The organism is Pseudomonas sp. LBUM1670 (genome assembly GCF_059695695.1).
This window is the reverse complement of the sequence record NZ_CP166783.1, coordinates 2,404,719-2,426,283: the sequence shown is the minus strand read 5'-3', so window position 1 is coordinate 2,426,283 and position 21,565 is coordinate 2,404,719. Positions and strand designations below refer to the sequence as shown.

The following is a 21,565-nucleotide window of genomic DNA, read 5'->3' as shown; positions in this document are numbered from 1 at the left end:
CTAAGTGCCTCCGCCCACCCCTTGTGTCGCATTGGAGAAAGCCACCCCGGCCTCGCGCACCAGTGTTCGCCATTCCGCGCTGTTGATCAGTCCAGCGCGCTCAATCTCATCGGCGGCCTTGAGCAACTCGTCGTATTGCTCCTCCACATCCATGCGAATCTCGGATTGTGCGAGGAGCTTGTACCAGGCCGCCAGGGCATCCCGTCTCAGATCATCGGTCATGGTGGAACTCCCAAGGATTGTCTTCGGTTGGAAGTACATGAGTGGGTGACCGTTCCGGGCGCCCGACATACGGCAGAGCTTGCATTACAAACTTGTCCGTAAATACTTTGCCGCGACGTGCCCCACGACGGGGGTTACGTGTTTTGAGCTGGTTTTTTCCGGGGCGGATCAACGTTGGTAGAGGCGCCGATGGAGGTAGTCACCGGTTGACGGACAGGCTCAGGACGTGAGGGGGCGAGTACCGCGAAAGCCAAAGCAAAGCAAAGCAACGGCAACGGCAACGGCAACGGCAACGGCAACGGCAACGGCAACGGCAACGGCAACTAACGTGAACCCGATGCTTGGGAACGACACCGATCAACTGTAGGAGCGAGCTTGCTCGCGAAAAACGTCAGGACACCGCGTTCATTCTGACTGCACGCATTAACGTTGACGACCATCGCAGGCAAGCCAGCTCCCACAGGTGAACGCGTATACCTGATATCAGGTCGGCTGGCAGGCCGCCTCGCTAATAAGGATCGTTGGGCATCGATTCTCATCGAGGCGCGGGGCTAGCAATCCCACTCAGACCCCGAATAGATGAAAGCAAGCCAAACACGACATCAAAAACAGTTTTGCAGAAAAGGGGGTAACCATAGATGTAAGAGCGAAACCGCTAGCCGCCGTTACCGCAGAACGGATATGTCCCCGACCCCACCTGAAATGGCAAAAAACACCACCCCCCTTGAGCACTTTCGACATAGGCCAACACCGTCGCTGCCCCTAGACTCTTTCCCAATAACAGTGCCAACGCGCACCTGACTGAACCAGGGAAACCCTCATGAACCCATCCGACATTTTCGTTATCAGCGCCGTCCGTTCCGCCATTGGCAGCTTCGGTGGCTCGCTCAAGGATGTGCCGCCGATTCAACTGGCCACCGACGTCTGCCGCGCCGCCATCGAGCGCTCGGGGCTGGCGCCGGAGCATATCGGCCATGCGGTGATGGGTCATGTGATCCCGACCGAAGCACGTGACGCCTACATTTCCCGGGCGGTGGCGATGAATGCCGGGCTGCCGAAAGAGACGCCAGCCTTCAACGTCAACCGTCTCTGCGGTTCCGGTTTGCAGGCGATTGTCAGTGCCGCGCAAAGCCTGATGCTGGGTGATGCAGGGGCTGCGCTGGCCGGCGGCGTCGAGTCCATGAGCCGTGGCGCTTATCTGTTGCCGCAAGCGCGTTGGGGCGCCCGCATGGGTGACATGCAGGCCATCGACTACATGCTCGGCGCGCTGCACGACCCGTTTGGCGGTTTCCACATGGGCGTCACCGCGGAAAACATCGCCGAGCGCTACGGCATCACCCGCCAGGCCCAGGATGAACTGGCCATGGCCAGCCAGCAACGGGCAGCGCGGGCGATTGCCGAAGGCCGGTTCAATAGTCAGATCGTGCCGATCGAAGTGGCGTCGCGCAAAGGCACCGTGACCTTTGCGACAGATGAACACGTGCGTGCCGAGGTCAATGCCGAACAATTGGCCAAGATGAAACCGGCCTTCAAAAAAGACGGCAGCGTCACCGCCGGCAACGCCTCCGGCCTCAATGACGGCGCCGGTGCGCTGATCATGGCCACTGGTGAAATGGTGCTCGCGCATGGCCTCAAGCCGATGGCCCGACTGGTCGCCTACGCCCACGCCGGTGTCGAACCGGAATTGATGGGACTCGGTCCGATCCCTGCCACCCGACTGGTCCTCAAACGCGCCGGCCTGACCGTGGCCGACCTGGATGTCATCGAATCGAACGAAGCCTTCGCCGCACAAGCCTGTGCCGTGGCGCAGGAACTGGGCTTCGACCCGGAGAAGGTCAACCCCAACGGTTCGGGCATCTCGCTGGGTCACCCGGTGGGCGCCACCGGCGCGATCATTGCCACCAAGGCCATTCACGAACTGCACCGCGTTCAGGGCCGTTATGCCTTGGCGACCATGTGCATCGGCGGCGGCCAGGGCATCGCCGTGTTGTTCGAACGCGTCTGACCTATCCACCCTGCCCCCCCGTTCAGCGGGGGGCCAGGTTGAGCGCCGCCGACCAAACTATTCTTCGAAGGTTTACGTGATGACCTAACCTCATAGGCTGAATGACTAACAACAGAGTCGGACATTCCTATGCGTCATGCACTGAAAGCCATGATCTTCGTCGCTTTCACGCTTTTCGGGGCGGGGCCCGAAATGCTGTCGGCGGCGGACCCTCCAGACGCTTCAGCACCAAGGGCCGCAAACGCAGCCCTCGCCGTCTCCCAGAGCGATCTCCACGCGTTGCAACTACGGCTGGACGGCCTCAAACAGCAGATCTCGCTGGTCGATAACTTCAATCAACTGGAAGGCCCGCAGGACCTGGTCCAGATGTTCCTGCTGGATGTCGATCGCCTTACGGCCTCGCTGCTTCCCCTGCAGACTCAACTGCGCGCGCAACTGGGCGTGCTAGGGCCGGTTCCCGTCGACGATACCGCGGCCGAGCAGTCCGATATCGCCGCGCAAAGGGTCGCGCTCACCGAGCAAAAAAACAAAGTCGACGCCACCCTGAAAACCCTGGCGGCACTGAAAGCGAGTGCCACCGAGCTCATCATTCAGATTGCCGGCATCCGCCGCAACTTGCTGGAAAGCGAACTGACCCTGAGCACCCGAAGCATCCTGAACCCCGACTTCTGGTCACCGGTCCTGGCCCCGTCGATGGACGATCGGCTGCGTTTCAGAAACTTCTTCGATCAGGCGAGAGTGGTCGCCAAAGCCGCCTGGCAACCGGGCCAACGTCTTATCACCAGCGCCCTGTTACTGCTGACCCTGGTCATCTGGACGCTCGGCCGCCGGCTCGCCGAACGAGGGCTGACCTGGCTGTGCATTCACCGGATGCCCGAAGGACGCCTGCGTCGAAGCTCCCTTGCATTGGCCTCCGTTTTGGCCACGGTGCTGACCGTTGGTCTGTCCCTACTACTGCTGTTTTATACCTTCACACGTCAGACGCCGCTGACACCGATGCTGACGACGTTTTCCCAGGAATTCGAAAAAGTCGCTTATACCTGCGTCCTGATCACCGCGCTGAGCCGCGCCCTGCTGTCCACGCATCACCCGTCCTGGCGGCTGCCGGCGCTTGCCGATCCGGTGGCGCTGTCACTGCAACCTTATCCCCGAATTCTCGCGGGTGTGCTGTTGGTTCTGGTGACGATTAACCAGATTATCAACGCCACTGGCATGAGCAGCGGCATCGTGATCGCCGCCCGAGGCATCGCCGCGTTGGTGGTTTCGATTGTTCTGGTGGACTTGTTGTGGCGCACCGGCAGAGTCCGAAGAGCCGTCGTGGCTGCTGGAGAAGCCCCTGAAGCGGGCAGGACGCTCGCCGGTTTGCTCTACACCATCACCGGTCTCTCGATGGTGATTTCCCTGTTATCTCTCTTGACCGGCTACGTGTCCCTGGCCAGGTTCATCACCTATGAACTGGTCTGGGGATTCCTCATTCTCTCCGGTTTTTACTTGCTGATGCAGTTCTTCAAGGATACCTGCGAGTACCTGTTTTCGATCAAAAGCCCCAGCGGCAAGGCGTTAAAACAGTTGCTGGGCATTGAAGACCGGCGTCTGGAGCAAATCTCGACCATTCTGTCGGGTGTCGGCCGGGCCGGTCTGTTGCTGATGGCGATCATCACCCTGTTCGTCGGCGGTGTCGGCACGACACTGGAGCAACTGCTCACCAATGTCTTTTCCATTCTCGGTGGCGCCGGGCTGCGCAAACTGAACATCATCCCCGGTCACTTGCTCAACGCCACCCTGGCCTTGCTGATTGGCATCTACCTGATTCGCACGCTGGGCCGCTGGCTGGACAAGGAGTTACTGCCGAAAACCGAGATGGATCCGGGCATGCGCGCCTCACTGACCACGCTGTTTGCCAACATTGGCTACGCCCTGGTCATCCTGATGACCCTGTCATCACTGGGCGTGCAGTGGACCAACCTGGCCTGGATCGTCAGCGCGTTGTCGGTGGGGATTGGTTTTGGCTTGCAGGAGATCGTCAAGAATTTCGTGTCCGGCCTGATCCTGCTGACCGAGCGCCCGGTGAAAGTCGGCGACCTGATCAGCATCAGCGGGGTCGAAGGCGACATCCGGCGGATCAACGTGCGGGCCACCGAAATCCAGCTCAGTGACCGCTCGATCGTCATCGTCCCGAACTCGCAGCTGATCTCGCAGAACCTGCGCAACGTGACCCTGGGCGGTAGCGCCCAAGGGGTGGCGACGCTCGAACTCACCTTCCCCCTGGACATCGACCCCGAACAGGTGAAAGACCTGCTCTACAACACCTATTGCGAGCACGAAACCATTCTCGACAAACCGGCGCCGGTGGTGCGCTTCAGCAAACTGACGCCCGAAGGCATCACCCTGACCATCACCGGTTATGTCGGCAGCCCGAGAATTGTCAGCATCACCAAAAGCGACCTGCTGTTTGAAATTCTCAAGCGCCTCGGTGCCGCGGGTATCGAACTGGCGAAGCCGGCACCCGCGGTGTGAATCAGTGCGCGATGCACACCGATTTCAGCTCGGTATACGCCTCGATCACCGCTTGCCCGAACGCGCGGCCCATACCGGATTGCTTGAAGACAAAAAACGTACCTGCGGCAGCCCCCGTGTTTACTCAGCGCCTCCTGCCTGACTTTTTTCGGCCTGAATGTTGTAAGAAACCGCTGGGATCCAGTGAATGATCCACTCTGCTGCTAAAGTGATAGCACCCGTCTTCGTCTCACCGGATTTACACAATTGAGCGTGGAGACCTGTCACAAGTATGAGCAGCTTGTGTGTGACGCTGAGGCTCTCAAGCGAGGGCTGTTTTGACCTGAACCCCGTCATTATCGAGCGCAAGGGAAAGCAAATGAGGTCTAAATATGATATTTGAGCCCAACAGTACCCGTTCCGTTCTCCAGCGAAGAAGCAGCACCAGTATCGTCGTTCAGGCCGGTCTCGATTGCGTTGCGGTAACCGGTGTCGCGTGGTTTTTGATCAATTATCATATCGGCTTCATTTCCCAAGACTACGTCATCCTGCTCCTGCTGCTGCTTGGGGCATTGGCCGTCGTGTACGACCACTACGCTATTTATCGCAGCAATGTCGGCTTTACCGTCAAAGCCTTCAAGCTTCTGAAGGCTTGGACCGCGACCTTTGGCTTTCTCGTGGCCATGGCTTTTCTAACCAAAACCAGCGAACAGTATTCGCGGCTGTTGGTTGGGGAGTTATTTGTTCTTGGCTATATTGCCCAGTTGCTGTTGCACCTTGCCACGCGCGAAATGCAGAAAAAGTTTCTGGCCCATCCGACGCAACTGGAAAATTCGCTGATCATTGGCTCGGGCGAGCTGGCCAACTACCTTCACAAGAAAATCAGCAATAACCCCTGGCTGGGTGAGCGCATCGTCGGCTGTGTGTTGATTGGCGCGGACGATGAGCGGGGAAAGGAAGGCCTGGAAGGCGCACCACGCCTGTCGATACTGGGCAATATCTCTGATCTTGATGAATTGGTGGTCAAGCACGCCATTCGTACCGTCTATTTTGTGACCCCTGTGGGTGGCTCCGAAGTTATCCAGAAGGTTTATTTAAGTCTGTTCGATAAACACGTCAGGGTTAACTGGGTACCTGACATTTTCGCCTTGAAGTTGATCAACCACAGTGTTCGCGAGATTGCCGGCATTCCCGTGCTGACCTTGTCCGAAACTCCGCTGATGGGCATGCGACTGTTTTTGAAGAATCTCGAAGACAAAGTCGGGGCTTTCCTCATCCTGCTTTTTGCCGCGCCAGTGCTGGCGATGGTCGCCCTTGCGATCAAGATTGATAACCCCGGCCCCGTGTTCTTTCGTCAACAACGCATGGGATGGAGTGGCGAAGTTTTCCGTATCTGGAAGTTCAGAAGCATGGTGGTCCATCAGCCGTCAGACGGCACCGTCCAGCAGGCACAAAAGAATGATCCACGCGTGACGAGGGTGGGCGCCTTTATTCGGCGAACCAGCCTGGATGAGCTACCGCAGTTGTTCAATGTGTTGATGGGAGAAATGTCGCTGGTGGGACCTCGCCCGCACGCGATCCAGCACGACATGCAGTACTCGCCCGATGTCTCGGGCTACTTTGCGCGTCACAACATTAAACCGGGCATCACCGGTCTTGCTCAGGTACGTGGCCTTCGCGGTGAAACGAAAGTTATAGAACAAATGATTCGGCGGGTTGACTCAGACATCGAGTACATCAACAACTGGTCGCTCTGGCTCGACTTCGTCATTCTTTTACGAACGATATCTGCGTTCTCCGGCAAACAAGCCTACTAGTCGGTCATGAGTACAGGGACGACCGTTTGATGTCGAATAATGCTGTTCACCTAAGCGCAAGTGCCCACATTTGTGGCGAGGGGATTTATCCCCGTTGGGTCGCGAAGCGGCCCCAGCGTCCGGCCAAATAGACTGAATTGTCTGGATTGGCGACTGCTTCGCAGCCGAACGGGGATAAATCCCCTCGCCACAGATTTCCGCCTACATCTCGCCGCACGATGACGGAAAGAGATCCAGCGTGCGTTCAACTTCATCGGGGTCGATGGTGAAGCCACGACCTGCTGGCGTACCCACCACAAAACCAAAGTTCTGCTGATCACGATCGGTCAGGTACTTGAAGAAACAGACGAAACGATCAGGCGGCTGCAAAACGAGCAGCGAACCACCCGGCGGAAGTACATTGACCCCATGGATAAGTTGACTCCCCTCGACCCCTATCACGGTTCTTGCCCCGGCACAGGCCGCGACAATGGTTGCAACATCGGATGTCGCCGGGTCGAGAATGCGAAAACCTCTGCGGTCACGCAGACGTTCTGCAAGCTCCCTCTCATTGCGTAACAACCGCAGTTCACCCTTGCCACCTCGCAGGATGAACACGCCCGGATGAGCGCTGACGTTGACGTGTGACAGCAGTTTTTCACCCATCGCCCGAAAACGCAGGTGCTTGTGTCGATTGTGGCTTAGATCGTCAAAGATCACGAGTTCACGGAAAAATGCATTGCGCAAACGAACTGGCCTCATGTCCAGCCAGTTCTCGTAATCGGGGGCGTGAATTATGCCGTTCCTGGCGATGGAAACATTATCGGCAAAGGGTGCGGTGGTCACCGGGACACCTTCGTCGCTGGCCAAGCGATACGTTAAACAATCATCCATTAGCCAGGTGCCAAACCATTTGTTTCCCCCCGCTGTGCAATACAAGGCACCGCGATCGATTTCGTTTTCTACGCGAATCCCCGGCAACCGGCCAGAACCAGGAGTCAACCATGATTTGGCATTGCCTTTGTAGAGCGTGCCATCGATCAACCAGACATCCTTCAGCAAGTAACCTCTGGTCGGATTATGTTCAACACGACCGACGCCTTCCATTGTGCGTCGAGGATGCTCGTGAGGATAAAAAAGCGCCTCGGCCCACCCCGTCACACGCTCGAGCTGGTTGGGCAGATAAAAAGCGGGCGGAGCCATCGCGATTTCGCCCGGAGCAATTTCCCATTTTTTCACGGCCTGGCTCTGCAGGGTCAACGACGGCGTCCGCGTGACGCGTGTTTTGATAAGGTGCTTATATGCAGCAAGGCTCCACTTCGATTGGCCGCCACTGGTCAATGCATTGAATTGAGACATAGCCACCCCATCCAGACATGGATAAACAGCAACAAGCGTTATTGGCGAAACTGACTTTGTTTAAACACAACGACTTGTTCAGGTGGATACGACACTTTCCAGAACAGGGGGTGAGTTCAAATGAGCGTACCGACTGCGCAAAGTCTCGAGAAGCACTTCTCCCGGCACCCTGGAACAATGGAGGTATATTTTGAACAGGCCACCAAAACCCATTTCGCGATATCGGTTCGCAACTTCTTCATCACTGGGTCCGTCCGGTAACCCGAGATGAAGTGTCAGGTGCTTTCCTTCTACAGCAAATAGCGGTGCCTCCCAGAGAAACTGCGCTGCGCCAATCCTGGGCAGTTGAACAAACACATAGCCGTGGTTACCCAACGTATCAACATCGCCGCCGCGTCTTCTTTTCCATTCGAGAAGTCCGTCGTCCGGGCGAGCCAGGCAAGTTCCGATATCGTAATAGTCAAAACCATTTTCAATCGCCCACTCAAGCGCCATGAAAGTGGTAATGGAATTAACTTCACGCAACTTCTTTGTATCTGAAAATACGACATCGGGGTAACCGAAGCGCACGGTACTCCAATAACGCTTGCCTGCCCGGGTGACTACACAGCCAAGATGGCACGCGACAATCTCGTCTTCCAGCACCACCAGGTCGAGTCGCCCGGCAACTTTTGCCACCCGCTGAACTTCACGCGCTTCAATCTGCGAAGCGGCCGAACCATGTCTGGCCTTGGCATAAGGTTGAAGCATTTCGCGGTCTGCAATTTCAATCTCGTCATCGTTCAACGCTTGTTTCATGCGGTAGCGCAGACGGTTCTTGCGCAGATTCCGGCGTAACTCGGTGTTGTATCTCGCGGTGATCTCGTCGATTGACCGAGTCAGCGGCACGACAGCACTCAGGTATTGAGGCACGTATAATGCCCCCGGGGTCGGCATTTCACTGACCCATACCGTCCGGTCTGACTTGCCCAACTTCAACTGACCATCAACCGCTTGAGATTGAACGCCCAGTAAAACCTTCACAAACTCCCGCTGTGTTTTCCTGCCCGCGTAGAGAATGTCGTAGCGACTGTCTTCCCGCAGTCTGAATCTGACAATTTCCCAGCGCCAAAAACAGGCTCGTCCAAGGATATCCCGCAGCCAGGCGACAGCTTTCCTCAGCTCAAATCGCATTGAAGGAGATAATAACTGACGCATTAATTCCGCTATATATTCTTTCATTTGGTTAGCACAATTCAAGGAAGGGCCATTGAATTTCAATTCAATACATCAAAGACTCGAAATGAAAGCGCGACAACTGAGCACATTTTTCAAAAATGTGCGGATATTACAATCTCGATACAGTCCGCATCCACTTTGAGCACGCCACCTTCCTTCTTGCGAAAAACTCGCAACTCCCTCCCTGAAACTCAAGACGGTCCGACAACATTTTGTTGACGCCAATCTCAATGAAGCACACAACCGCAAGCACACCCGTCAAGTCGATGACTTCAACATGAGTAAAGGTGCAACGCCGAAGTTTTGCAAGATATTTCAAGCGCTGTTTTTATGGCGCCGGAAAAGCTTGAACCCGCGTCAAAAGACCTGTTACGTCAGGCTTGCCTGAAGATTAACGTACGTAAAAGGAACAGCGGATTACCCATCACGTAGCGACGGAATAATCGCTTTGGCTCAGTGAGGAGTCTGAACACCCATTCACAGCCGAGACGGCGCACCCATTGCGGAGCGCGAGTCACTTTGCCGCCGAGAAAGTCCAGGATTGCCCCGCCGCACACGACAAGACAGGGCACACCGCTGTCGGCCAGCCTGGCAGCAACGGCTTCTTGCTTGGGCATGCCCATTCCGAGCACAACCAGTTCCGGCTGAAACTGTCGGGCAAGGTTTATGTAGGTATCCACTGGCGCGAAGCCATGGTGAGCAGAGACAACATTGACCGCGAATTCCGCTTCGCCATGCCGCACCGCATTGGTTAGAAAAGGTTCTTCAGTGCCCCAGAACGCCACACGCCTGCCCATGTACGCAGCCAGCAGTTTGGGGATGAAATCGGTGCCATTCATATTCAGCCCCGGCTCCAGACCGAGGCGACGAAACAGGATGGCCAGGCCGGAGCCATCGCGCAGTAACACGTCCGCTGACAGCAGCGCGTGATGGTAATCGGTATTGGCTGCCACAAGGTTCATGGCATGGGCATTGGCGAATCCGAGCACTGTTGTCACGTCAGGCCTGGATAACGCATCAATCAGTCTTTGCTCATCATCAACGTCGCTGACCACCCTGAGTTTCCGGGTAATCGTTTGCCAGCGGTGTTGCCAGGACGAAGCGTGCATTAGTTGTCATCTCTCTTCGAACGCACCCACTCGACCTGGCGCTTGAACACGAAGCCGATGTACAGGGGGATTTTTTTCAACGCGTAGAACGGCGCATACAACAAGGTCGAAAAAGGGATGATCCCGCGACCGAACCCGCTCCATGCCAACAGGACAGCCCCTGCCAACAGGACCATCCCGAACGAAGCGATCAATGCGGGCGCCCACGCTCCGCTCAGCAAAAACACCAGCCATGACAGGGCAAAGGCTGCGCCCAGAACCAACGTCAGCAAGGCCAGCGGAGGGACTAACAAATCCACTGTCATCGCCAGCAGACTCCCGTTACCCCGGGTGATCGCCTCCACCATCAACTTTGGCGCATCACCCAGGATGACCCCCAGATGACCGTGTTCCCAGCGCGTACGCTGGGTACTCAAGCCTTCATCACTGCGGGGAAAATAACTGCTCACCAGGGCTTCGGGGCAAAACAACGGCGGCTTGCCGTTTCGGCAGAAATCCAGGCCCATCTTCAGATCTTCGACGATATGGCCACTGGCTAAATCAATCAAAGCGAGATCCTTCCAGACGAAAGCCATTCCCGAGCCCATTAATGAACAAGGCAAACCAAGCCGGGCCCAACCTTGCGGCCGCACCCGGTTTTTCACACACCAGGCAAACTCGGCAAGCTGCACTTTCAGCCCGGAACCCGCTGGAGCATGCATTAAATACAGTGCCTGCACTGGCCGCCCTGAGTGGATGCAGCACATTGCCAGGCGCTCGATGGAGCCCTCACCCGCCAGGGAATCGGCATCGATGATGATCATGACGTCCGGCGCATCGCTCGCCAAATGCCGCACCCCAAAGTCCAGCGCATACCCCTTGCCACGCTGCTGCTCGTTGCGGCGCTCCACCACCTCGGCACCCGCCGCGCGGGCCAGCGCCGCCGTGTCGTCAGAACAGTTGTCCGCCACCACCAACAGGCGATCGCCTTCCAGTAGCTGCGACCGAATGCTGTCCAGCGTCGAAACGATGAGCGAGGATTCATTGTGCGCCGGCACCAGCACCGCCACCCGCGGCCGCGGCCCTGGGTTCGACGAACGCGACCGCACAGGCAGACAGGCCAGCAGCACCTGCACAAACAGCACCGACACTGGCAGGACGATTAGTAGCAGCAGTGCGCTGTACAGCCAACCGAGTAATGTGATCATGTTTGCGCCCTGAACAAATGAGCCAACCTGGCTGCTTCGGTATCGATATCGTGTCGTTCCACCACCCGCTGATAGGCCGCGTCGCCCATCCGCTGCAACACCTCGACAGGTTGCGCGAGGCAGTCCGCCATCGCCGCCGCCAGCGCCTCCACTTCGCCGGCGGGAAACAACCAGCCGTTCTCGCCCTGACGCACCAGCTCGGGAATGCCCGCCACATAGGTCGTCAACACCGGTCGGCGCAACGCCATGGCTTCCATGATGACCACCGGCAAACCCTCCGCAAAGCTGGGCAATACCAGGGCCCGCGCGGCAAGAATTTCTGTGCGCACCTGGTCGCTGCTGATCCAGCCGGTAATTCGTACCTGCGACTGCAAGCCATGCTGTGCAACCAGGGCTTCGATTTGCCCACGCATTTCCCCATCGCCGGCCAGTACGATCTCGAACTCCACAGCTTGCCCGGCCAGGATGCGGGCGGCCTCCAGCAACAGCAGTTGGCCCTTTTGCTCACACAAGCGACCCACGCAAACCAGACGCGGCACGGCAGGCACGGCAACGGGCGTCACATCGTGAAACGTCTGCTCCAGGCCGCAATGCACTACTTTTACCTTGGCCCAGTGCGAATGATCCACCCAGCGAAACAGCTGACTGCGGCCATAAGAGCTGATGGCCGCGACAAACGCCGCGCGGCGTACTTTCTCGCCCAAATGAATGAACTGCGGTTTGTCGAACTCTTCCGGGCCGTGCACGGTGAAACTGTACGCCGGCCCACCGAGTGCGTTGGCCAGCATCACCACCTCGGTGGAGTTAGTACCGAAATGCGCATGCACATGCTTGGCGCCGAACGCCTGTAACCAAGTCAGCAGGCGGCAGGCTTCGAGCAAATAAACCACGTGATACGGCCAGGCGCGATCAGCCCGCCGGCCCATGCGTAACGCCAGCCACAGGGCCGAAAAGAAGCGTTGCGGCTGTGCGCGCAACACCTTCAGCGCGGGCCCCAACAGCCCTTTTACTCCGTCCTGCAATACATACCGGGTTTTATCGCGTTCGGACACGTCCTCGGCATCCACCAACTCGGCGTCCCAGCCACGCAGCGCTATACGCTGTACCTCAAAACCCTGACGTTCCACCGCCAAAATCTCTCGACGAATGAAGCTATGGCTGACCTTAGGGTACTGATTGATGAAATAAGCGATATGCATAGGAACCCTGGCTCAGTTGTCGTTGCGGAGGGTTATTGCTGCCGGTGATTCCACACTCGTACGGCTGTCAGGAACGTCACGCCGTTTGCTGTAACTGGCTGACAACACGCTGTCCAGCTTTCTGAACGTGTCATCCAGAAGTTCATAGCGTCTGCGGTACATGGCACGTTTTTTTGACGCAATACTGTCGAGCGGCTTTCTCGACGGTTCCATGGGAATCTCAAAGAAGTCCTCGCGCTCTGAGGGCGTCGCGCCGTGCTCCAACCAGATGACGTCGTAATTTGCCGCCAGATCCTGAGCTTTTTCAGTACCAAAATACGGATGACGGTGGTGGCGATACCCATCCCCTACCGCATAAATTTTTTCAACGCCGAGGTTGATGGCAAGGTATTTGATCACTTCGATCAGGAAGCTTCTTGGCCGTAGACCTTCAAAATCTTTTGTCAGGTCCCTGTAGATGCTCAACGACAGATCACTCTCCACGCCTTTGTGTATCCCTTGAACGGCGCCGATGAAAATACATAACTCAGTGTCTGTGCGGCACAAGGTGAACGCGATGGAGGCAATGCGCAAATCACCCTGAAACAAATTCAGTACCAGTTCCCCTTCACGCATGAACCATGTCGGACGATCCAGCACCAGGGAGCAACCCGCGGAGAACTCCGACAAGTCACTCAACACCAGACTTTCGCTTCGCCCGAAAAGCAACAATTGCGGGCAGCTTTTTGTGATGACTTCGTAATGCGACGCCAGCACACCTAATCTGTCCTGAGCGCTCCAGTTTTTACTGATGTATGGCCAATGAACAACACCGACACAATCTACCCCCAACTTCTCGACACCGGACTTGCCCAGGGCGTTCGACATGCGCCCCAGGAACGCGTTGAGCCCCGACCAGTTTTGTCCAATCAAAACCAATAATTTAAGCTTGTTTTTCAAGGCTCTTAACGAATAGCCCGCGTGCAGGGAAAACACGCTTTTCAATAGCAGCCAATTATTCATGGACGTCTCACTTGTATTCGATCAACGCCGACTTGCCGGTGCCGAATCTGTTCAAAAGAAACCTGGCTTGTCCGAGCATTTCGGGAAATTTGCCCAGCACGAGAAATAAAGCCAGCAGCCAGTTTTCGCGCGTTGATCTACCGCCCCGGCGAGCCAGGCGCACGACTTGCAATGGATAGACCAGCAGCAAAAGCAGCCCGGGCCATCCCAGCATCAACATCGCGATCACCGTCGCCAGCGGCACACCCAAGCCCCAGAACCAGGCACGACGAGACTCCCGCAGCCAATGTTTCTCCGGTGCAGCCCCATGCAAAAAAGCGCCTTCGGCAAAGGCATGGCCGCCGCGCAATGTACGCCGCCACCACTGGCCGAAGCGGGTCATGGCCGCATCGTGCAGGGTCATTTCCTCAGCCAGACGCCAGACCTTCCATCCATTCGCCCGCAGGCGCACACACAATTCCGGTTCTTCCCCGGCAATCAGATCCGCCCGAAACCCCGACGCTGCGGCGAAGGCATCGGCCCGCATCAACGCATCGCCACCACAGGCTTTGGCCTCGCCTATCGGCGTGTCCCATTCGAGGTCACACAACAAGTTGTAAATCGAGCGCTGCGGAAAACGTTCGCGGCGCCGTCCACAGACCACCGCCACTTCAGGCCGTGCCTCGAGAAAGGCCTGAGCCCGGGACAACCAGCCTTCGACAACCTCGCAATCACCGTCGACAAACTGTACGTAACGCATCGCCGGCAGCAGATGTTGCAGGCGGGCAAATCCTTCATTGCGCGCGCGCGCCGCCGTAAACGGGATCGACATATCCAGCTCGACCACCTCGACCCCGAGCGCCTTTGCCATCTGCACCGAATTGTCCGTTGATCCGGAGTCGACATAGACAACCTGCTCTGCCGCACCGACCAGCGAAGCCAGGCAACGCTCAAGCCGCAGGCCTTCGTTGCGACCGATAACGACGACACCCATGCCAATCGCCATGGGCTTCACTCAGCGTCGCAGTCGGAAGTGTCCACGGAGCATGCTGTTGCTTCTGCAGACTGCCTTCTCTTGATAATTGCGGGTACCCCCACTGCCACCGAGTCGTCCGGCACATCGGTCAGCACCACGGCATTGGCACCAATGACGACGTTGTTACCAATGCGGATATTGCCCAGCACCTTGGCCCCGGTGCCGATATCAACGTTGTTGCCGATCACCGGGGCGATCGGCTCGTTGACGTTCTTCAGCCCCACGACCACGCCATTGCGGATCCGGCAATCATCGCCGAACTGCGCATAACCACTGATAATGATGCCGCCGAAATGATCGATGACAAAGTTGCGTCCGACCACGACTTCACAGGGCAGCTCGATGCCCGTGAGGATCTGCACGAGTTTGTAGAGCACTTTGTAGATAAAGGAGAGCAGCTTGCGCAACAGGGCCGGACGCACGCCGTAGCGCCAGCGTCCGAAGCGATAAACCACCATCACCCAGAAGCCCTGAGCCCCCCAATCACCCGCGTATGCACGCAAGTCCGCACGTATGTTTTCGAACATGAATGGCTCTACCGTGTTGGTTGGCTAGCGAATTTGGTCTCACGCAGCAGCGCCCAGGTGGCACGCGCATGCTGCCAGCACGCGCCGATGGCCGCTCGGCCCCGACCTTTCAATAACGCCTTGAGCGCCAGAATCAGATCACCCACGCACACCAGAAACATATGCAAGGCCAAACCGGGCAGACCGTGGTGCTTGCGGAAATACAACAGCTCACTTTCGATCTGCATTTTGGGTATCTGTCGACTGACCGCATTGAGCTCGACAACCGTTTTGGCACTTTCACCGCCGATATGCACCACCGTGGTGTCCGGGTAGTAAACCACCTTCCAGCCGGCCTGCTTGACGCGTTTGCAGTGATCGACCTCCTCGTAATATAGGAAGTAGCGCGGATCGAACAAGCCCACCTGGTCGATGACTTCACGGCGGATCAGGTAATAGCAGCCAGGTACCCAGTCGCACTCACGGACCGAGGCGTGATCCCAGTCCATGTCATCCACCCTCTTCACCACGGGGAAAAACCGTTCAAGCCCGGTACGCGAGAGGAAGACATTCAGCGGCGTCGGGAAGTAGCGACACGAGGGTTGCAGATCGCCTTCCCGGCCAACCAGCCGAACGCCGAGGACACCGCAATCCGGATGAGCCTCCATGTAGTCGAGGGTTTTTTTCAGGGTGTCGGCGGCAACGAAGGCATCGGTATTAAGTAGCAACGCGTACTTGCCCTGAAGGTGTTCAACCAACTGATTGTTGGCGCGGCCAAAGCCCACATTGTTTTCATTGGCCAGTAACAATGCCTCTGGGCAAACATTCTCCAGACGCTCCAGGGAATTATCGGCAGAGGCATTGTCCACGACCAGATAGCGCGTCAGATCAGCACTGTTTGACTGGCGCAATGCATCAAACATCGGCTCCAACAGCTTCGCTGTATTGTAGTTGACGACCAGCACATCAAGGGGAGTATGGGTCATTTAGGTGGCTCGCCAAAAAAGTACTGCACTCGCATGGCCGTAAGCGCTGACTCCACACTTGGATCATAGGAACCGGTGCGCTCTCTGATCATGTCCATCCACGGATAGTCGTTGCAACGCGTCTCGAATTTTTTCATCAGCTCTTCAACGGTACAAAAAACTCTCGCAGGATTGCCCCCGACCACGACACCAGGCGGAACATCTTTCCTGATAACAGCACCTGCGGCGACAATTGAACCCGGACCTATGGTCACGCACGGCATGATGATCGCACCATGCCCGATAAAACAGTTGTCACGGATGTCGACTGGTCCGACAGAATCAAGTTTTACGTTGTAGAGAGTGGAGAAGAAAACGGCTCCATCGTGGCAGAACAGCGTGCAATCCGATAAAGCGATGTTGCTGCCGAGGCGCACCAGCGAAGGGTCAGCGATATTGCACCCGACATTGATCCACACATTGCTGCCGACGGAATGCAGCGACCCCCAGCGCGCCAGATATCGAGCCCACTCGAACCCGTCAGGGTTACAAAACCGTTTAAAGATCCAGCCTCCCCGCCCCGTTTTGTTGACGTAATAACTTACAGCACGCCTTGCCAGCCCTATCATCCTGTCAGCCTCACAAATCCTGCGATTCTCATCCGTGCCAGAGCCAGATACACCCCGGTTTTTTTGATTGTAGTATCAGGAATATCTGCCCGCCGGCCCCGCTTGATGATTAAGATGATCTGCCAGCCTCAGGGCAAGCTGTATAAGAGGCATGGTCGGATTGCTCGCACCGGCTGTAGCAAAAACACTGCTGCCCGCCACGTAAAGATTGGCGGTACCGAACACTTTGCAGTTCTCGTCGACCACTCCGGACTCAGGCGTGGAGGCCATCCGTGTAGTCCCCATATGATGAGCATGGGGCGCCACTTTCAGTGGCACAGAGACGTCATACACGCACTCATCCAGCCTGACGAAGCCCAGCCCCGTCTCGGCAAAACACTTCGCCACCTCCAGCCCTATCGACTTGATGGTATGTCTGTCTTCGGGGGCCAGTTCCCAATTGATGTTGACCTTGCGCATCCCTAACGCATCCCGTTCCTCGAGCAAAGTGAGGCGGCTGTTGCGGTTGGGAAACTGTTCGATAAGGGTGGTAATCACCCCATCACCGGGGCAATTGAAGTGAGAAATAAAATCGATCTTGTGCGCCAATCCAACGTCGCAGACGAGGTTCTCCAAAAAGTCCTTGATGGCAGCCGTTCGCCCATAGACCTTCACTTCCGCCAGAAGCGCCGCAGACACATTTCCTTTGCCTGACTGAAATTGCGTTACAAACGCATCGGTCGTGAAATACTGTCGAGGCTCGGGACTCTGTCCATCTCTCAGAATGAAGGTCCCCAGGTCGAGGTTCAGGTGCTCCATGAAACATCTGCCGACGAAACCGTCCTTGCTGACGACACCGGCGGATGCCAGGGACTCACTGTTCATCAGTTGCCTGGCATTCTCGATGGCGCCCATTGCCAGAATGAAGTGTCTGGCCGTCACGTGTTCTCGGTGCCTGTTGTAATCCGACACTACGACGGAGGCGATGCGGCCAGTCTTGCTATCGAATTCAAGATCGACACAGTTGCAATTGATGAAGACATCAAGCCCCTCGGTCTCTTGAAGATCTTTGGCGTATTTTTGTGCAAATCGCGTCGGCGGGCTCAGCAGGAAGCGATCCGCGTCAAAGTCGTTGCCATCCATGGACGCATTAATGGCCTTGAATCCCGAATCCGACGGGAGATCCACAATGGCCATGGCCGCTGGCAGATAACGCTCGATCTCGGAAAACGCTATGGGCCAGCCGGGCACATTGACGGGAGGGGCCACTTCAAAGTCTGACTTCTCGAAGGGACGGCAACGCCCTGCCCAGTGATTGGACGTACCGCCGAGAAAGCGCAGACGTGTTTCTTCAGCGTAGACATTCATGCCTGTCGAGGTGCAGTTGTAGAGGGTTTGCGAGGGCGGCGAATATTCGTGCCCCCCGCCCTCGAGAAGTAGCACGTGTCGACCATTCCCGGCCAGGCGCAACGCCAGCGTGATGCCCGCCGGGCCGGCCCCGATGATGCAGAAGTCATAGAGGTCACGGAGTTCTTTCTGCGATTGGTAATCTTTGATCATGTTCGCGTTTGCCGAAAATACTGGGCAGGCAACACCCAGCCGTTGACCACGACAAACCCGTTTTTTTCAGAAGAAGGAGGAGCAAGGAGCGAGGACAATCCAAATGTAACCCCCCCAAGACTCAATAAGGCAAACGCCTGGAGGAAGTCTCTGCGCCCCATCACAGAGGTATTCAAATCAATCTCACCCATGACTCAAAGCCCCATGACATTAAAATTGTGTTTGTTTTTTTAACTACACATCCAACCCCATCGTTCCCCGAAGGGTGTAGCAAGTGCCTCGATCAAATCAAAGCCATTTGGCAAAGGCCAGCACCAACTCCCCGCACAACACCCCGACCAGCAACATTGGCAGCACAACAAGTTCACGTTTGAGATCGAACAGCCCCACACGACAGTTCACATAAACAATTAGCACAAGTGTAGGAAACGTATGCAGCGCGACACCCCAAATTGCATATTTCACTCCGCCAACGGCTAGCAGAAGAGGCAGCAACACCCATAACGAGACCGCGCGAATAATGTTATCCATGGCCTGGTACTTCGTGAGTCCCAGTGCCAGCCACGCTTGATGCGCGACGCCATAGCGCAAGGTGAAAAAAGACACTGAAAGCACGGCCATCATGCTGCCGGCCTCGGCATAACGCTCGTCGTATAACCAGTGGATGATCAAAGGACTGATGACCCACAACAGTCCGGTGATAAACAGCAAGGCGATGTCGACAATCAGTCTGAAGCGGTCATACAAAGAGCGGAGCCGCACGGTGTCATTGCTTCTTGCTGCTTCGCCGAATGCTGGCAACGCCACGGCGCCAACCAGCCTCTGCACACCGAGTGTAATAGCCCCCAGAATCAGCACGGCAATGGAGTAGACACCCAGTTCGGCGGCCGACATGCTGCCGCCGAACCAGATGCGATCGCCATTCATGGCCAGCACGCCCACTGCTGAAGACAACAATATCCATCGGCCGAAGACGACCAGCTCCTGGAGCGCACTACGATCCCACAGCAGACGGTTATGCGGACCCGGAAACCAGAAATGTCCCAGAAGCAGGCTGACCAGAGCGGAGACCAGACCCGCCCCCACCAGTGACCAGATAGACCGGGTGAAGTAACCGATAACCAGCATCACCAGCAGGCCGGCAATCTGCGACGCAAACTCGGCGAGCACGACTTTCTTTTGCTGGAATGAGCGAACGGCCACGTCGACTTTTGTCGACTGAAAACCATAGATGATCGCGGACAAACCGGTAATGGCCAACACCAGCGGCAACTCGGGTGCAGCATAGGTGGATTCGGGCGACCACAGATGGATGGCCTGCGCAAACCAGGCGAAGCCCGCGATCAGAAGTGTCGCGGCAAAAAGGACAAAACCGCGCACGATCTGCACGGTCCACACGGTATTGAGAAATACTGGATCGTCACCCCGCGGGCTCTGGATGATGTTCTGGCGCAAGCCGACATCGGAAAGCAAATGGATGATCACCGAAACGGTGGTGGCGATGATCATGATGCCGAACATCTCCGGCATCAGCAGGCGAGCCATGATCAGATTGCCGCCCAGGCGCATGGCTTGAGACGTGACAAGTGCCCCGAGATTCCATGCCCCGGCGAATATCGCTCGCTTGCGCAGGCTCAACGATGGCGATATATCAATTGAAGGCATAACATCAATCCCGGACTCTGTTGCACGAACGTTACTATAGCCGCAATCAGGCAATGCACTATCCTTCGCTCACCAATCAAGTAAGTTCATGAACCCATGCCTGAGCACATTCGCGCGCTAATCGTCATTCTGGTTCTTGCCGGCACCGTTTTTACCCTTGCCCGTCGACCAGCAACGGACCTGATCCCGTACAACGACTTCACCCGTCGCCGCAATCTGTGGTTCGTGTTGACCCTGCTGGTTTTTTTCGCGCACAGTTTTTGGGTGTATGCGGCCGTTGCCGCGGTTGTGTTGACCCTCGCAAGAAAACGCGAGCGCAATCCCCTGGCGCTGTTTTTCATATTGCTGTTTCTCGTCCCGCCGACGTCGGCGCAGATTCCCGGCCTGGGCCTGATCAACTATTTCTTTGATCTCAACCATATCCGTCTGCTGTCCCTGTGCGTCTTGCTTCCGGCGTTTTTCGCCCTGCGCAGACGAGCGGACACGCTGCCTTTCGGGCGCACCTGGCCCGACAAACTGCTGGCCGGCAGCCTTCTACTGACGAGCCTGCTGTTGCTGCGCGAAACCACACTCACCGACACGTTGCGCCAGACGCTCTACATGTTCATCGAAGTTTTTCTGCCTTACTACGTTGCCAGCCGGGCTCTGAAAAACCTCAGCGATTTCAGGGATGCCCTGTTGGCCTTTGTCCTTGCCGCCATGGTGTTGTCCATTATCGGGCTGTTCGAATTTGCCCGGAGCTGGTTGCTCTACAGCGCGCTGATGGACGCCCTGGGCATGCAAGGGGAAATGTCCAGCTACTTGAGCCGCGGCGGTTCATTGCGCGCCAGCGCCACCACCGGCCATGCCATTGCGCTGGGGTTTGTCGTCAGCGTGGCCCTCGGCCTGTACCTGTTTTTGCAGGAAGATGTGCGCAGCAAGTTCCAGCGACGTCTTGGCGGTCTCCTGCTGGCTGGCGGACTGGTCGCGCCACTGTCGCGAGGTCCCTGGATCGGGGCCGTCGTCATGATCACAGCGTTCATCGCCACGGGTCGTGGCGCGGCCAAACGCTTGATGCTGCTGGCGCTCGCCGGCGTGCTCGCCCTACCTCTGCTGGCCATCGTGCCTGGCGGGCAAAAAGTGGTGGATCTGCTACCGTTCATCGGCACGATCGAAGTAGAGAACATCACGTACCGGCAACGTTTGTTCGATAACGCAATGATCGTTATCCAGCGCAACCCCTTGTTCGGGGCTTTCGACTTCCGCAGCACGCCGGAAATGCAGACCATGATTCAGGGCCAGGGCATCATCGATATTGTGAATACCTACATCAACGTGGCGCTGCAGGTCGGGTTGATCGGGTTGACGCTGTTCGTGGCTTTTTTCGTCACTGTTCTGCTGGGCATCCGCAAGGCGATGCGTTCATTTCCCGATAAGGACGATGAGACGCGCCGGCTCGGACGCGCGCTCCTGGCGACACTGGCCGGGATTATGGTGACTATCGTGACCGTCAGCAGTATCACTTTTATCCCCGTGGTGTATTGGTCGGTGGCCGGGTTGGGTGTTGCCTATGCCCAGATGGTTCGCAATCTCAAGCACACTTCGACCGTAGTCACTGCGAGTGCTCACCTCCAACTCCGGTAATGCCAATGACCACTTTGTTTCGCCGCACTC

Annotated in this window: 18 protein-coding genes and 1 pseudogene; 4 read left to right on the top strand and 15 right to left on the bottom strand. The window is 56.8% G+C overall.

Translation table 11 applies throughout. The features are described from left to right. Positions 1-222, bottom strand: a complete 222-nt coding sequence (locus ACA073_RS11065; protein ID WP_497403387.1) for a hypothetical protein — start codon at positions 220-222, stop codon at positions 1-3. An 820-nt stretch (positions 223-1,042) separates the two neighbouring features. On the opposite strand from ACA073_RS11065, the gene ACA073_RS11060 reads away from it, so the two are divergent. Both ACA073_RS11060 and ACA073_RS11055 read left to right on the top strand, forming a co-directional pair. After that, the gene (locus ACA073_RS11060; RefSeq protein WP_497403385.1) at positions 1,043-2,227 is read left to right on the top strand and encodes an acetyl-CoA C-acyltransferase family protein; all 1,185 of its coding nucleotides are present in this window, start codon (positions 1,043-1,045) and stop codon (positions 2,225-2,227) included. Between the two features lie 129 nt (positions 2,228-2,356). Further along, a complete protein-coding gene (locus tag ACA073_RS11055; protein WP_497403384.1) occupies positions 2,357-4,744 on the top strand; it encodes a DUF3772 domain-containing protein in 2,388 nt (795 codons plus the stop codon). 1 nt (position 4,745) lies between these two features. On the opposite strand, the pseudogene ACA073_RS11050 reads toward ACA073_RS11055, so the two are convergent. Then, positions 4,746-4,832, bottom strand: a pseudogene (locus ACA073_RS11050) (hypothetical protein); the annotation flags it as partial. Positions 4,833-5,115: 283 nt separating this feature from the next. On the opposite strand from ACA073_RS11050, the gene ACA073_RS11045 reads away from it, so the two are divergent. Continuing rightward, positions 5,116-6,540: an undecaprenyl-phosphate glucose phosphotransferase gene (locus tag ACA073_RS11045; protein WP_497403382.1), complete on the top strand. Its 1,425-nt coding sequence runs from the start codon at positions 5,116-5,118 to the stop codon at positions 6,538-6,540. 201 nt (positions 6,541-6,741) lie between these two features. On the opposite strand, the gene ACA073_RS11040 is transcribed toward ACA073_RS11045, so the two are convergent. The 13 genes from ACA073_RS11040 to ACA073_RS10980 form a co-directional block, all read right to left on the bottom strand. Continuing rightward, positions 6,742-7,878 carry a glycosyltransferase 61 family protein gene (locus tag ACA073_RS11040; protein ID WP_497403380.1) on the bottom strand — a complete coding sequence of 379 codons (1,137 nt, stop codon included), beginning with the start codon at positions 7,876-7,878 and terminating at the stop codon, positions 6,742-6,744. Between the two features lie 78 nt (positions 7,879-7,956). Next, entirely contained in the window at positions 7,957-9,099 is a 1,143-nt protein-coding gene (locus ACA073_RS11035; protein ID WP_497403379.1) for a hypothetical protein, read from the bottom strand. A gap of 371 nt (positions 9,100-9,470) precedes the next feature. After that, the gene (locus ACA073_RS11030) at positions 9,471-10,205 is read right to left on the bottom strand and encodes a WecB/TagA/CpsF family glycosyltransferase (protein ID WP_497403377.1); all 735 of its coding nucleotides are present in this window, start codon (positions 10,203-10,205) and stop codon (positions 9,471-9,473) included. Next, positions 10,205-11,392, bottom strand: a complete 1,188-nt coding sequence (locus tag ACA073_RS11025) for a glycosyltransferase family 2 protein (RefSeq protein ID WP_497403375.1) — start codon at positions 11,390-11,392, stop codon at positions 10,205-10,207. Before ACA073_RS11025 ends, ACA073_RS11030 begins: the two co-directional genes overlap by 1 nt. Beyond that, a complete protein-coding gene (locus tag ACA073_RS11020) occupies positions 11,389-12,591 on the bottom strand; it encodes a glycosyltransferase (RefSeq protein ID WP_497403374.1) in 1,203 nt (400 codons plus the stop codon). The genes ACA073_RS11025 and ACA073_RS11020 overlap by 4 nt, the downstream gene beginning before the upstream one ends. A 12-nt stretch (positions 12,592-12,603) precedes the next feature. After that, positions 12,604-13,593, bottom strand: a complete 990-nt coding sequence (locus tag ACA073_RS11015) for a DUF535 family protein (RefSeq protein WP_497403373.1) — start codon at positions 13,591-13,593, stop codon at positions 12,604-12,606. Between the two features lie 7 nt (positions 13,594-13,600). Continuing rightward, on the bottom strand, positions 13,601-14,578 hold the full coding sequence (locus ACA073_RS11010; protein WP_497403371.1) for a glycosyltransferase family 2 protein: 978 nt from the start codon (positions 14,576-14,578) through the stop codon (positions 13,601-13,603). A 5-nt stretch (positions 14,579-14,583) separates the two neighbouring features. Then, a complete protein-coding gene (locus ACA073_RS11005) occupies positions 14,584-15,135 on the bottom strand; it encodes a serine O-acetyltransferase (RefSeq protein ID WP_497403369.1) in 552 nt (183 codons plus the stop codon). An 8-nt stretch (positions 15,136-15,143) separates the two neighbouring features. Next, positions 15,144-16,100, bottom strand: coding sequence for a glycosyltransferase family 2 protein (locus ACA073_RS11000; RefSeq protein WP_497403367.1), 957 nt, complete (start codon positions 16,098-16,100; stop codon positions 15,144-15,146). Beyond that, complete coding sequence (locus ACA073_RS10995; RefSeq protein ID WP_497403365.1) at positions 16,097-16,708, bottom strand: acyltransferase; 612 nt, start codon at positions 16,706-16,708, stop codon at positions 16,097-16,099. The genes ACA073_RS11000 and ACA073_RS10995 overlap by 4 nt, the downstream gene beginning before the upstream one ends. Positions 16,709-16,783: 75 nt before the next feature. Next, complete coding sequence (locus ACA073_RS10990; RefSeq protein WP_497403363.1) at positions 16,784-18,247, bottom strand: GMC oxidoreductase; 1,464 nt, start codon at positions 18,245-18,247, stop codon at positions 16,784-16,786. Then, positions 18,244-18,438: a hypothetical protein gene (locus ACA073_RS10985; RefSeq protein ID WP_497403362.1), complete on the bottom strand. Its 195-nt coding sequence runs from the start codon at positions 18,436-18,438 to the stop codon at positions 18,244-18,246. The genes ACA073_RS10990 and ACA073_RS10985 overlap by 4 nt, the downstream gene beginning before the upstream one ends. 97 nt (positions 18,439-18,535) lie before the next feature. Further along, entirely contained in the window at positions 18,536-19,912 is a 1,377-nt protein-coding gene (locus tag ACA073_RS10980; protein ID WP_497403360.1) for an oligosaccharide flippase family protein, read from the bottom strand. A 96-nt stretch (positions 19,913-20,008) separates the two neighbouring features. On the opposite strand from ACA073_RS10980, the gene ACA073_RS10975 reads away from it, so the two are divergent. After that, a complete protein-coding gene (locus ACA073_RS10975) occupies positions 20,009-21,535 on the top strand; it encodes an O-antigen ligase family protein (RefSeq protein WP_497403358.1) in 1,527 nt (508 codons plus the stop codon). Positions 21,536-21,565: the final 30 nt, after the last annotated feature.

Bases quoted from the DNA above. Each gene is read 5' to 3' on its own strand.
- ACA073_RS11010 (WP_497403371.1), bottom strand. From the start codon at position 14,578: ATGGCGATTGGCATGGGTGTCGTCGTTATCGGTCGCAACGAAGGCCTG.
- ACA073_RS11000 (WP_497403367.1), bottom strand. From the start codon at position 16,100: ATGACCCATACTCCCCTTGATGTGCTGGTCGTCAACTACAATACAGCG.
- ACA073_RS11055 (WP_497403384.1), top strand. From the start codon at position 2,357: ATGCGTCATGCACTGAAAGCCATGATCTTCGTCGCTTTCACGCTTTTC.
- ACA073_RS10995 (WP_497403365.1), bottom strand. From the start codon at position 16,708: ATGATAGGGCTGGCAAGGCGTGCTGTAAGTTATTACGTCAACAAAACG.
- ACA073_RS11045 (WP_497403382.1), top strand. From the start codon at position 5,116: ATGATATTTGAGCCCAACAGTACCCGTTCCGTTCTCCAGCGAAGAAGC.
- ACA073_RS10990 (WP_497403363.1), bottom strand. From the start codon at position 18,247: ATGATCAAAGATTACCAATCGCAGAAAGAACTCCGTGACCTCTATGAC.
- ACA073_RS11005 (WP_497403369.1), bottom strand. From the start codon at position 15,135: ATGTTCGAAAACATACGTGCGGACTTGCGTGCATACGCGGGTGATTGG.
- ACA073_RS11030 (WP_497403377.1), bottom strand. From the start codon at position 10,205: ATGCACGCTTCGTCCTGGCAACACCGCTGGCAAACGATTACCCGGAAA.
- ACA073_RS11020 (WP_497403374.1), bottom strand. From the start codon at position 12,591: ATGCATATCGCTTATTTCATCAATCAGTACCCTAAGGTCAGCCATAGC.
- ACA073_RS11060 (WP_497403385.1), top strand. From the start codon at position 1,043: ATGAACCCATCCGACATTTTCGTTATCAGCGCCGTCCGTTCCGCCATT.
- ACA073_RS10975 (WP_497403358.1), top strand. From the start codon at position 20,009: ATGCCTGAGCACATTCGCGCGCTAATCGTCATTCTGGTTCTTGCCGGC.
- ACA073_RS10985 (WP_497403362.1), bottom strand. From the start codon at position 18,438: ATGGGTGAGATTGATTTGAATACCTCTGTGATGGGGCGCAGAGACTTC.
- ACA073_RS11015 (WP_497403373.1), bottom strand. From the start codon at position 13,593: ATGAATAATTGGCTGCTATTGAAAAGCGTGTTTTCCCTGCACGCGGGC.
- ACA073_RS11040 (WP_497403380.1), bottom strand. From the start codon at position 7,878: ATGTCTCAATTCAATGCATTGACCAGTGGCGGCCAATCGAAGTGGAGC.
- ACA073_RS11035 (WP_497403379.1), bottom strand. From the start codon at position 9,099: ATGAAAGAATATATAGCGGAATTAATGCGTCAGTTATTATCTCCTTCA.
- ACA073_RS10980 (WP_497403360.1), bottom strand. From the start codon at position 19,912: ATGCCTTCAATTGATATATCGCCATCGTTGAGCCTGCGCAAGCGAGCG.
- ACA073_RS11025 (WP_497403375.1), bottom strand. From the start codon at position 11,392: ATGATCACATTACTCGGTTGGCTGTACAGCGCACTGCTGCTACTAATC.
- ACA073_RS11065 (WP_497403387.1), bottom strand. From the start codon at position 222: ATGACCGATGATCTGAGACGGGATGCCCTGGCGGCCTGGTACAAGCTC.